This window comes from Haloplanus ruber (assembly GCF_024494725.1).
GTDB lineage: Archaea > Halobacteriota > Halobacteria > Halobacteriales > Haloferacaceae > Haloplanus > Haloplanus ruber.
Genome location: NZ_JANHDK010000002.1, coordinates 1 through 12015, shown reverse-complemented (window position 1 = coordinate 12015; position 12015 = coordinate 1). Strand labels below are relative to the sequence as shown.

Sequence of the window (12015 nt, the reverse complement as noted above, 5' to 3'; positions counted from 1 at the left end):
TCATCACTCGCCTTCGTCTGTCTCCGGCGATGACTGGAGTACTCGCCCGCATCGACCAAGCACTCGTTCGACTGTTCGGGCCGGGACCGGCCGGCGGGGGTCGCCAGCGGGAACGGCTGGCTCGGATCGCGTCGTGTGCGGTCGTCAGCCTGACCGGCGTCGCGCTGTTCGTCCCAAACCTGGCGCCGTTCCTGGTGGGGTCACAACCAGCCGTCGGGATCGGATTGGCGGTCCTCGGGTCGCTCGTCTGTCTCGGCCTGGTCGCCGCCGGCGTCCTGTTGTACCGGAGTGACTTCTCGACGCCCAACGCCGTTCGGATCGCGGTGTGGAACTTCCTCGGGTTCGTCGTCCTCGGGGTTGTCTTGCTCGCACACGGCGCCTACCGTGGCGCGCTCGGGACCGTCACCCCGGCCGACGCGCTGGCGGCGGGCAACGTTCTCGCGATCAGTGCCGCCGCCCACGTCATCATCGGGGTCCACGACGCCCGGCGGGTTCGAGCCGAACAGCTAGCGCACGAACGGGAGAAATTCGCCGTGTTGAGTCGCGTCCTCCGGCACAACCTCCGGAACGACGCCACGGTGTTGATGGGGCAGTCCGAGCGACTGGCGACCGAACTTCCCGACGGTTCGCTCGCCGAGACGGCCGAACTCCTCTACGGCCGCGCCCGGTCCGTCGGTGACCTCGCCGACAAGACCAAGGCGATGGTCGAGGCGCTGGATCGGCGGTCGACGCCGAACGTGCGATTGAACGTCCACGACGTCGCCACGAACGCCGTCGACGACGTGTCGGCGGACGACGGAGCGGAGATTGCCGTCGACGTGCCACGGAACCTGTGGGTCTGGGCCGACGACAGCATCGAGCGGGCGCTCACTGAACTCGTCGAGAACGCGGTCGAACACGGCGGATCGGAGATTCACGTCAGCGCCGACGCTCCCGACGACGAGACGGTCCGGATCGACGTCGCGGATGACGGTCCCGGCGTCCCCGAGGACGAACGGATCGTCATCTCCGGCGACGAGGAGATCACACAGCTCAAACACGGGAGTGGTCTCGGTCTCTGGGTCGCCCGCTCGGTCGCGGAGGCCGCCGACGGTGACCTGTGTTTCGACACCGACGGCGAGCGAACGGTCGTTCGCCTCGCTCACGACCGGGCCGACGCCCCAGCCACCGTCGAGATGGTGAGCGACGACGCTGTGTCCGCCGCCCAGTCGCCCGCGACCTGAGGCCGTCCGCGACCGATGCAATCATATACCCCACTGGCACAGTGTACACCATGCCTTGCGGCACGACTACCGGCAGTCGACGTGTCGGCACGGAGCTACCCCGCGGCCCTTCCCCGTCGCCGATGACAATTATTACGTCGACGGGGCGTGCCGCGGGGGTGACGGCCTGAATGGTTGACGCGGGCGACGCGGAGACCGAGGCCGCCACCACCGACGACGCGGAGACGGACGCTGACGAGGAACGCACCGACGGCGGCGAGCGTTCACAGACCCACACGATCCGGCTAGAGCTCGTCGACAAACCCGGCGAACTCCTGTCGGCGCTTCATCCAATCGCGGAGAACGGTGGGAACCTTCTCTCGATATTCCACGAGCGTGGGAACCTCACCCCGCGGGGACACATCCCCGTCGAGGTGGACGTCGAGTGCCCGCCGGAGCGGTTCGAGACCATCGTCGACGCCCTCCGCGCGGAGGGGGTCAACGTCATCCAGGCGGGTGCCGAGCGGTACGGCGAGGAGCTGACTCTGTTGCTGGTCGGTGATATCGTCGACACCGATCTCTCGGATACGCTCCAGCGGATCGAATCGAGCACCGACGCGGCGCTCGCGGACCTGTCGCTGTCGGCGCCGGAGGGCCGCGGTGGCGCCTCCAGCGCGCGCCTTCGGCTGGCCACCCGGACCGGCCGGTCTGACGAAGTCTTCGAGCACGTGCGGCAGGTCGCCGACGAGAAGGACCTGAACGTGGTCGAGCCGCTGGTGGAGGTGGCGGAATGAGCCTCCGACTCGCGGTGATCGGCGCCGGCGCCGTCGGGCGCTCGGTCGTCGACCTCGCCCCGGAGTACGGCCACACTGTGACCGCGCTCGCGGACTCGCGGTCGGCGGCGGTCGACCCCGACGGCTTGGACGCAGCGACGGTTTTCGACCGGAAGGACGCGGAGGGTACCGTCGGCGCGGCCGACCCCGAGGACGCGCTGGCTGCGGAGTACGACGTCCTAGTCGAGGTGACGCCGACAACCCTGGGCGACGCTGAACCCGGCTTCTCGCACGTCAAGGCGGCGCTGGAACGCGACCGACACGCCGTGTTGGCGAACAAAGGCCCCGTGGCGGAGCGGTACGCGGACCTGATGGCGCTCGAAGCGGAGAGTGCGGGCACCGTCCAGTTCGAGGCGGCCGTCGGCGGCGCCATCCCCATTCTCTCGACCATCGCCGACTTCGGTCCCGGACAGATCACGGCGGCTCGTGGCGTGCTCAACGGCACCGCCAACTTCGTCCTCTCGCGGATGGCCGCCGAGGGACTGGGCTACGAACACGTCCTCGCGGAGGCACAGGACCTCGGCGTCGCGGAGGCCGACCCTGCCTTCGACGTGGAGGGGACGGACGCGGCGCTGAAGTTCGTCATCCTCGCGAACGTCCTCGGTGACGAGGATCAGATCTACAGTCTCGCCGACGCGGACGTCGAGGGCATCCGGTCGATTCCGGCGAGCGCACTCGACCTGGCCGCGGAGGACGGCCGGACCATCCGGCTGATCGGCGAGGCGACGGCCGACGGCGTCCGCGTGGGGCCACGGCTCGTCCCGCAACACGACGCGCTGGCGGTGACGGGGACACGCAACATCGTCCAGTTCGAGACGGTCAATGCCGGCCAACTCCACCTCAGCGGCCGCGGCGCGGGCGGCCCGGAGACGGCGACGGCCATCCTCTCTGACGTCGGCCGACTGGAGTAAGGCCCCGTCACCCCGCGGTCGTGCGGTACGGTGTCACGAACCGCAAGACAGCGATGGGACGCTCTGTGACGTGTATCGAAATGGTTTTAGGTGATTCGCGGCAAATAGTCGTCACCAAGCGCCTTAGCGCGTGATCCCACCATGAGTGACAAACCGCACCAGAACTTGGCCATTATCGGCCACGTCGACCACGGCAAGAGCACGCTCGTCGGGCGACTCCTGTTCGAGACAGGGTCCGTACCCGAGCACGTGATCGAGCAGTACCGCGAGGAAGCAGAAGAGAAGGGCAAAGGCGGCTTCGAGTTCGCCTACGTCATGGACAACCTCGCTGAGGAGCGAGAGCGAGGTGTCACCATCGACATCGCCCACCAAGAGTTCGACACGGACGAGTACTTCTTCACCATCGTCGACTGTCCGGGTCACCGTGACTTCGTGAAGAACATGATCACGGGGGCCTCTCAGGCCGACAACGCGGTGCTTGTCGTCGCGGCCGACGACGGCGTCGCGCCCCAGACGCGCGAGCACGTCTTCCTCGCGCGGACGCTCGGCATCAACGAGCTGATCATCGGCGTCAACAAGATGGACATCGTCGACTACAGTGAGGACACCTACAACGAGGTCGTCGAGGAGGTCAAGCAGCTCCTCAAGCAAGTCCGCTTCGGTACGGAGGACGCCTCCTTCATCCCGATTTCGGCCTTCGAAGGCGACAACGTCGCCGAGGACTCCGACAGCATGTCGTGGTTCGACGGACCGACGCTGCTCGAAGCTCTCAACGACCTGCCGGCCACGGAGCCGCCGACGGACGCGCCGCTCCGCCTGCCGATCCAGGACGTCTACACCATCTCCGGCATCGGGACGGTCCCGGTCGGCCGTGTCGAGACGGGTATCATGAACACCGGTGACAACGTGTCGTTCCAGCCCTCGGACGTCGGTGGCGAGGTCAAGACCATCGAGATGCACCACGAAGAGGTGCCCGAGGCCGGTCCCGGTGACAACGTCGGGTTCAACGTCCGCGGTATCGGGAAGGACGACATCCGCCGTGGCGACGTCTGTGGCCCGGCCGACGACCCGCCGTCGGTCGCCGAGACGTTCCAGGCGCAGGTCGTCGTCATGCAGCACCCGTCCGTGATCACGGCGGGCTACACGCCGGTCTTCCACGCCCACACGGCACAGGTCGCGTGTACCATCGAGTCCATCGACCAGAAGCTCGACCCCGCCAGCGGCGAGGTCGCCGAAGAGAACCCGGACTTCATCAAGTCCGGTGACGCCGCTGTCGTGACGGTTCGACCGCAAAAGCCTCTCAGCATCGAGCCGTCCTCTGAGATCCCGGAACTCGGGAGCTTCGCCATCCGCGACATGGGTCAGACCATCGCGGCCGGCAAAGTGCTCTCGGTCAGCGAGCGATAGATGCAGCAGGCACGCGTTCGCCTGGCGGGCACGAGCCCCGAGGATCTCGACGGCATCTGCGACGAAGTCCGCGAGATTGCGAGCAAGACGGGCGTCAACCTCAGCGGTCCGATCCCGCTGCCCACGAAGACACTGGAGGTTCCATCGCGGAAGTCCCCCGACGGCGAGGGGACTGCCACCTGGGAGCACTGGGAGATGCGCGTCCACAAGCGGCTGATCGACATCGACGCGGACGAACGTGCGCTGCGCCAGCTCATGCGCATTCAGGTGCCGAACGACGTCAGCATCGAGATCGTCCTCGAAGACTGATCACACGGCGCTAAGGCGTTTCATCGCCTTTTCGATCCGAACAGAAGCTTACAAGTACGCCCGACGGCTGGGTCACAATACGGGCTCGTAGATCAGTGGCAGATCGCTTCCTTCGCAAGGAAGAGGCCCCGGGTTCAAATCCCGGCGAGTCCATTCCTCTCGCTTCGTTCGACTCGTTACCTCGCCAGCGTGTCGCTCACACTACTTCCTGCCTATATCAAACCCGTATCGAGACTATAGCAAGGCCCGCAGCAAGAGTGCTGACAGAGACCGGACGACTTAGTACGCGACTCGTCGATGTGTACACATGAGCAACGCCGAGACAGTCAGAGAGTACTACGACCTGGTTGACGCCGAGGAGTACGACGATCTCGTCGCACTGTTCGCGCCGGACGTGACCTACGAGCGACCGGGACAGTCACCGATTGAGGGCCGAGAGGAATTACGTCGGTTCTACGAGGAGGAACGCCCACTGTCGAAGGGAAGTCACGAGGTGCACACGGTCGTTTCGGACGGCGACACCGTTGCCGTGCGGGGATCGTTCTCGGGACGGCAGGGCGACAGACAGGTCGCGTTCGGATTCGCCGACTTTCACGAGCTCGAGAACGGCCAGATCGTCCGCCGGTACACGTTCACCGACCGCGACGAGGTGTGAGAAGGGTCACCCGAACCACTAGTACGACGATAAGAACGGCTCCGCAACGCGACTCGAAACCGATGACCGGGTGTGTCGTCTGTGGTCGGCCGACGCCGCGACACGTACCGGAGGTGTTTTGTGGTCGCGACGGCTGTATCAAGTAGACGGCACGGACGGTCGACTCCTTTCAGCCCACGTTTCCACGTGTGGTTCCGTCGGCCGGCCTACCCCGTCTCTCTACTACCTACGAGCGACAGCGCCCGTGACACTCGAAGGAGCGTGGAGCGACGGGAACAGGCTCAGTTATCGAGGTCGATCCGGTCGACGAACGCGGTCAGGCGGGGGGTTGGTGTGGCGGTTCGTGCCGATGCATCGTACGCGACCAGTCCCGTGGACGCCAGTTTCGGGAGGTCGACGTGGTGAAGCGAGATCCGGAGGGACCGGTCGTCTTCGGGGAGCGCGGACGCCGTGTGGCGCTCGCGGAGGGCAGTGACGAGGTCCGCTACGGTGGTGTCGCGGTCCCGATTCGCGAGTAGCGTGACGACGTCCGCCCGATACGGTCGTGCGAGGAGGGCGCCGATGGCGTCCCAGGCGGGATCCTCGGGTGTCCGTAGATCCGGTGGCGATGGGGTGACAGACTCGAAGGTTGGTCGCTCGTCGAGGACGACGCCGTCCGGACAGCGGTCGATCCAGCCGACAGCCTCTAGTTGCGGGAGACATCGGTGACGGAGGTCGGTCTGCACTGGGTCGAGGTCGGTCTCGGAGACGGCCGCGGGTGCGAGGCCACGCTCACGTGCGAGGAGTCGGACAGCGAGTTCGCGTTCCGTCAGCGGGGACCGGTCTAACAGAAGCGAGAGGACTCGACGCTGGCGCAGGTCGCCGATGATCGACGACCGAGCGAGGGCGTCCCCACCTCCACTCGACCGTGGTCGCGGTGCGCCGTCCATAGATAGTGTCAGACAGTGATAACGCATAGTTTACCTACCCAAAATCTGTGACTCGCCGGTGGACCCGATCACAACTCGGCGAACACCACGTCGAGAAGCTTCTTCTCGGCCTTGCGAACGTGCTGGTGGAACGTCGAGGCGCCGATATCCAGCGACTCGGCGACGGCCTCCCCGGAGCGGTGCCGGGGCCACTCGAAGAAGCCACCAAAGTAGCCCGCTTCGAGGGCGGTTCGCTGACGCTCGGTCAGGTCCTCGGCGAGGACGTCCAGGATGTGCTGTGAGGTGGGATCTTCCCGGACCACCTGTCGGCGGCTGACGACTCTGACGTCGAGATACGACTCCTGGATGTGGGTAACGACCCCTCGGACGTCCGTCCCGGGCGGGAACTGGATGGTCGCACTGTACACGCCGTCCTCGATCCAGCCGCACTTGAAGTTCCCTCCGTAGTCGGCGACGATGGAGGTCAGCGGCGGATTGGAGAGTCGCTGTTCGAATCGCACTTCGTCGTCGCGTTCGTCGAACGTCCGCAACTCCGTCCACTCCGACCGGTGTTCGCCGAGCGCACGGATCATCTCCATGCCGTCCTCTGTCGCGGTCCCGTAGGCGAGATACTCGTCGTCGCCGACGGGTGTCACCCGGTCGATGGTGATCGTTCCTTCGGTCGAGTTTGGGACCTGATCGCCGAGTAGTCCCGGAATCCTGATCGTGAGTTCGACGACTTCGTTGCCCATGAGTGCCCGCTTGCGGTCGACGGCAGCGATGGCGTGCCCGATCACGTCGCCCAACTGTCCGATGACCGCCCGCTCCTCCACTGCGAACGCGTCGGGGCGGCCAGAGGAGACGCCGAGAACGCCGTAGAACATTCCTTGGTGGACAACCGGAATCACCGCGAGCGACTGGTAGCCCGACTCTCGTGCGGCCTCGCGAAGCCTCTGTGGCGTGTCGCTGTCGAGCGCGTTGCGGGTGATCTGCATCTCCCGCGTTCTGACGGCCCGGCGGATTGGGCCCTGTCCGGTCGCTTCATTTGGGGTGGTGGCGACCGACCGGTCGGTGAAGTCGTCGTCGACGCCGGCAGCCGCCCGCGTCTCCAGTTCCAGTCCCGCGTCGGCCGCGCTGATCCACGCGAACCGGTACGAGTCGGCGGCGGCCAGCCGATCACAGACCACCTGTTCGATCTCCTCTCGAGTGGACTGCTCGATGACCGCTTCGGTGATGCCACGCACGACGCCGTTGAGTTCGTCGAGGGCAGCGAGTTGCTCGCGCTGTCGCTCCAGTCGTCGCTCGTACTGTCTTCGCTCCGAGATGTCGGTGGCCATCAGGATCGCCCCGTCGAACTCGCCGTCGCGGTACACCGGCACGGCACGCCCCGTGAAGTACGCCTCCTTGCCGTAGATGGACTCGAAGGGAAAGTCGAACTCGATGGTCTCGCCTTCCTGCAACTGGCTGAAAAGAGCCGACTGCCCCGTCTCGACGATGGGTGGTAGCTTCCGGATGTCGACCCCCATCGCATCCGAGGTGTCTTGCTCTTCGGGGAGACCGATGATCTCCTCGGCCCGCGGGTTCTCGTACGTGATCCGGAGGTCCTCGTCGAGGCGGAACATCCCGAACGGAGCGTTCTCGACCAGTTCCTCGTTGAACCGCCGAGCGTCTCGGAGCCGTCGCTCCTGTGCGTTCCGTTCGGTGATGTCCCGGACGACACAGATCACCCCGCCGTCGTCGGACACGGTCAACGAGAGTTCCTGTGGGAACGTCGTTCCGTCCGCGCGTCGCCCGCGCGTCTCGCCGCGCCACGAGCCCTCGTCGTAGAGCGTGGGGAGAATCTCCTCCTCGAGTCGGGCGAGTTCCGCCTCGTCGTAACACCGGTGCCAGTGTTCGCCGACCATCTCCGCCGGATCCCCGTAGCCGTACACGTCGGCGTGCGTCTCGTTAACGTAGACGAACTCGCCGCTCTCGTCGACGACTGCAATCCCGTCGATGGCCGATTCCATCGCCCGCGACCGCTGTCGTAGCGCCTGCTCCCGTACCGGGCCGTCGCCCGACTGCCCCGCCAGACCGGCTTGATCGGCGTCGTCCGCGCCGGACGACCCCGGCGGTCGCCACCAGACCCGCGCGTGTGATCCCACCTCCTTCGTCTCGAGGTCGCCCCGGTCGACGAGTCGCTGCAGCCGCTCGTACACCGCCCGGCGGTCCACGTCGAGTGCCTCGGTCACCTCCGGGGTGGTGAGTGGCTCGTATCGACCCCCGTCTCGGTCGAAGACGGCCAGGGTTCGCTCGTAGATGTCCTGCGACGAACCTGACGCCATAGTGTCGTGTTTTTTCGTACACATATAGTTCCGTCGACGGAAGAGTCGGCCGGACGGGCTGTCCGGCCGGCGGACTCGTCGTCTCGCTTCTCTTCGGCCCCGCACGAGTACCCTATCAAATTATCATCATTGATGCGGGCGACACAATCCATATGATTCTCAGCGAGGAGGTGTCTCGTATGGCAGGGGTGAGTACGGATCGGTCGGGACTGTGGCAGCGAGTGAACCGGAAGTATCTCGAATACATCCCGACAGGGGACAAGATTCCGGAGAATACGTGGCGCACGCGCCACCGGAATATCGTTCGACTGTTGTTCGCACACGTTCCCTTCCTGTTTCTGTTGGGGCGGTTTTCGGGGACTGACCCGTACGTTACGGGGGCAACCTTCACCGCGGAGCCGATGGTATACGTCCTGTTCGCCCTCGGGGTGATCGTCGGAATCGGCCTGCTTGCCCGATGGGGTCGACTCCGACGACGGATACGGACGGCGCTCGCGGCGGTCGGATTGATGATGGCGTCGGCCGTCGTCGTCTACTTCTCCGGCGGGTTCATCGAGGCCCACTTCCACTTTTTCGTCATGGTGGCGGTGGTCGCCGCCTACGAGGACTGGGTTCCCTTCCTCGTCGGCATCCTGTACGTCGCCATCCAGCACGGCGTCTTCGGTATGATGAACCCTGCGGCGGTGTACAACCACACCGCGGCCATCCAGAACCCGTGGGGGTGGGCGTTCATCCATGCGGTCTACATTCTCGCCCTCTCGACCGCGTTGATCCAGAACTGGATCTCCATCGAGCGGTCCCGAGCGGAAACCGAGGAACAGATCGCAAACGTCGAGGAAAGTGAGGGACTGATCGAAGACCTCCAAGAGAAGCAAGCGGCAATCGAGGAGGCGAAAGCCGAGGCGGAGCGCCGACAGGCCGAGGTCGAACGCCTGAACCGGACGCTCCTGACCCAGGCCGACGATGTCGCCGCGGCGATGGACGCCGTCTCGGACGGCGACCTGACCGCCGACCCGCCGTCGGAGACGGATATCGAGGCCATCGCGGAGATCAGCGGGGCCTTCGAAGCCATGACCGACGAACTCTCGGCGACGATCCTCGATCTGCGCGCGTTCGCCGCGACCGTCGAGGACACCACCCGGTCGGTCCACGACGACGCTGCGGCGCTCGAACGCGACCAACAGGAACTGTCCAACGACGTTCGTGAGTTCGCTCGCGACCTCCGTGACCAGGCCGGAGAACTCGAATCCACCACGGACGAGTTGAGTACGCTCTCGGCGACCATCGAAGAGATTGCCGCGAACGCGAGCCAGGTTTCCGGCGAGGCTAGCAACGCGGCCGACGCCGCCGAATCGGGCGTCGAAACCGCCGCCGAGGCTATCGATGCCATCGAACACGTCGAGGAGACGGTCGCGGAACTTGGCGGCCTCGTCGAGGCGCTCGACGCCCGCATGGACGATGTCGCCGAGAGCACGGACCTCATCGAAGAGATTGCCGAACAGACGAACATCCTCGCGCTGAACGCCAACATCGAGGCAGCGCACGCGACCGCCGACGGCCAAGGATTTGCGGTCGTCGCCGACGAAGTGAAGTCTCTCGCCAGTGAGACTCGCGATCACTCGGCGGCTATCGAGCAGACGGTCGAACAGACGGTCGCCGACGTCGAGCGGGTGCAAGCCGAGATGGAACGGACCAAGGCACGGATCGAGACGGGGAAAGCGACGATGCACGACGCCGGCGACGCGTTCACGGCTCTGACTGACACCGTCGAAGAGGTCGACGCCTCGGTCGACGAGGTTGCGGCCGCGACCGACGACGGCGCCCGGACCACCGAGACGGTCGTCGACGCCATCGAGCGTGTGGCCGACCGGTCACGAGCCATCGCGGATCGCAGCGAAACGCTCGCCGACCGGGCCGACTCCGGCGCGACGACCGTCTCGGAGATCAGCTCGCGGCTCGACGCCCTCACAGAACAGACTGCGACGCTGAAGACACGGCTCGATACCTTTACCTGTGAGTCCGCCACGGAGGCGGAAACGGCATCGAAAGCCCCCCGCACCGACGGCAGGTAACTGGACCGCCCGCCGGTTAGACCCGCTCGAAGCGGTGCCGGACGATCTCTGAGTCGTCCTCCCACTCGAAGTTCTCGTGTGCACGCTCCAGGATCTGCTTGTACTGGTCGAGGTCGCGTGCGCCCTCTGCGCGGGCGTCGGCGTCGGTCATGTCACCGAGGGTTCGGTCGTCGACGGCGACGACCTCGAAGGTGGTGCCGTCGATTTCGAAGGTGTCGCCCTCCGCCGCGTACCGCTGTCCGCGGTGGATCTGTGTCACGTCGCCGTCGAGAGCCTGCTGGCGCATGCGGTCGTTCGGCAACAACGTGCCCGGGTCGAGCTCGCTCATATCGGTAGACGGGACTGGAGCGGCAAAACCCCTCGGCCGTGCTTACGCTCCCTCGAACCGGTCGGTGTAGTCGTTACGGGGGAATACCGGACGTAGTTGCCGTACGTCCGGTCGCCGGGGTTGTCGGCTACCTGTTCGTCCCGGACGACTCCCTCGGCGCCGATCACGTACGTCGCGGCGATTCCCGTCAGCCCGTGACTCGTCTCCTCGGTACCGCTGTACTGTGTCGCCACCTCTGCGTCCGGACCGACGAGTAACTGAGCGTCGAAGCCGTCCGTTACTCCCCGTCTGCGTCGGGAAAGACGAACCCATCACCGTCCGGATCGTCCGGGTCCGCCGACACCCAAACGTCCGTCACCGCCGTCGGCTCGACCGACTCCTCCCGTCTGTTGCCCATCGCGCCCACCTCCCGAGTCGGGAAGTCGTCGTCGGGTTCGGCGACCGTGATCGTCGAATGAGTGAACAGATATTCGGGCGTGATGCAGACATCGCCCGCCAGTTCACCCCTGATCACGCCGTCGTCGGTGAACGTAATCGCCCGTCGGTACTCCCGCTTGCAGGCCGGACACGTGCCGCCGTGGGGACGCTCGTCGGCGTCACCGGTCATGATACGGTCGGTCATCGCACGTTCCGAGTGGCGGACGGCGACGACATATCGTTTGTGACGGGGCAGTCGCTGTGTGTCCAGTGTCGATAAAAAGCGGCAGTCGGGCGACCGCTATCGGCGGTCAGTCGTGGTGAGTTAGTCGCGCCGGGTGGCCAGCAGGGCCGCCGCGAGCAGCGCGATGACCGCGACGATGGCACCGAAGCCAGGCCCGCCACTGCTGGTGGGCGTCGGCGTGTCGGTCGGTTCCATCGTTTCGGTCGGCGTCGGCTCGGGCGTTGCCGTGGCCGTCGGTTCCGGCGTTGCCGTCTCAGTCGGCGTCGGTTCCGCCGTCTCCGTCGGTTCCGGCGTTGCCGTCTGGACGTTCTGGACGATCTCTACCTCGATGATGTCCGTGTTCTCACCGTCGTCGGCCTCGAGGTCGTAGGTCCCCGTCTGGACATCCTCGAGTTCGATTTCGGT

General features: G+C 65.7%; 12 protein-coding genes, 1 tRNA gene and 1 pseudogene. 8 read left to right on the top strand and 6 right to left on the bottom strand.

Annotated features, from left to right (window positions below):
• Nucleotides 1-29: 29 nt before the first annotated feature.
• The 7 genes from NO878_RS08110 (at nt 30) to NO878_RS08080 (ending at nt 5317) form a co-directional block, all read left to right on the top strand.
• Nucleotides 30-1223, top strand: coding sequence for a sensor histidine kinase (locus NO878_RS08110; RefSeq protein ID WP_256405494.1), 1194 nt, complete (start codon nt 30-32; stop codon nt 1221-1223).
• 170 nt (nt 1224-1393) lie between these two features.
• Nucleotides 1394-1996 (top strand): amino acid-binding protein, encoded by a 603-nt coding sequence (locus NO878_RS08105; protein WP_256405493.1) that lies wholly within the window; start codon nt 1394-1396, stop codon nt 1994-1996.
• Nucleotides 1993-2946 carry a homoserine dehydrogenase gene (locus tag NO878_RS08100; protein ID WP_256405492.1) on the top strand — a complete coding sequence of 318 codons (954 nt, stop codon included), beginning with the start codon at nt 1993-1995 and terminating at the stop codon, nt 2944-2946. Before NO878_RS08105 ends, NO878_RS08100 begins: the two co-directional genes overlap by 4 nt.
• A gap of 141 nt (nt 2947-3087) precedes the next feature.
• Nucleotides 3088-4353 (top strand): translation elongation factor EF-1 subunit alpha, encoded by a 1266-nt coding sequence (tuf, locus tag NO878_RS08095; protein ID WP_256405491.1) that lies wholly within the window; start codon nt 3088-3090, stop codon nt 4351-4353.
• Entirely contained in the window at nt 4354-4662 is a 309-nt protein-coding gene (gene rpsJ, locus NO878_RS08090) for a 30S ribosomal protein S10 (RefSeq protein ID WP_251327913.1), read from the top strand.
• Between the two features lie 81 nt (nt 4663-4743).
• A tRNA-Ala gene (locus NO878_RS08085) sits at nt 4744-4815 on the top strand.
• Nucleotides 4816-4969: 154 nt separating this feature from the next.
• Complete coding sequence (locus tag NO878_RS08080; protein ID WP_256405490.1) at nt 4970-5317, top strand: nuclear transport factor 2 family protein; 348 nt, start codon at nt 4970-4972, stop codon at nt 5315-5317.
• 281 nt (nt 5318-5598) lie between these two features.
• Here NO878_RS08080 and NO878_RS08075 read toward each other — a convergent pair whose 3' ends face one another.
• Nucleotides 5599-6246 (bottom strand): DUF7344 domain-containing protein, encoded by a 648-nt coding sequence (locus NO878_RS08075; protein ID WP_256405489.1) that lies wholly within the window; start codon nt 6244-6246, stop codon nt 5599-5601.
• A gap of 68 nt (nt 6247-6314) precedes the next feature.
• A complete protein-coding gene (locus NO878_RS08070) occupies nt 6315-8549 on the bottom strand; it encodes a bacterio-opsin activator domain-containing protein (protein WP_256405488.1) in 2235 nt (744 codons plus the stop codon).
• Nucleotides 8550-8728: 179 nt separating this feature from the next.
• On the opposite strand from NO878_RS08070, the gene NO878_RS08065 reads away from it, so the two are divergent.
• A complete protein-coding gene (locus NO878_RS08065; RefSeq protein ID WP_256405487.1) occupies nt 8729-10621 on the top strand; it encodes a methyl-accepting chemotaxis protein in 1893 nt (630 codons plus the stop codon).
• Nucleotides 10622-10637: 16 nt separating this feature from the next.
• Here NO878_RS08065 and NO878_RS08060 read toward each other — a convergent pair whose 3' ends face one another.
• The 4 genes and pseudogenes from NO878_RS08060 to NO878_RS08045 all read right to left on the bottom strand — a co-directional run.
• A complete protein-coding gene (locus NO878_RS08060) occupies nt 10638-10949 on the bottom strand; it encodes an ASCH domain-containing protein (RefSeq protein ID WP_256405486.1) in 312 nt (103 codons plus the stop codon).
• Nucleotides 10950-10991: 42 nt separating this feature from the next.
• Nucleotides 10992-11215, bottom strand: a pseudogene (locus tag NO878_RS08055) (peroxiredoxin family protein); the annotation flags it as partial.
• Nucleotides 11216-11226: 11 nt separating this feature from the next.
• The gene (locus NO878_RS08050; protein ID WP_256405484.1) at nt 11227-11571 is read right to left on the bottom strand and encodes a hypothetical protein; all 345 of its coding nucleotides are present in this window, start codon (nt 11569-11571) and stop codon (nt 11227-11229) included.
• A 120-nt stretch (nt 11572-11691) separates the two neighbouring features.
• On the bottom strand, nt 11692-12015 hold a 324-nt coding region (locus NO878_RS08045), incomplete at its 5' end, for a PGF-CTERM sorting domain-containing protein (RefSeq protein ID WP_256405483.1).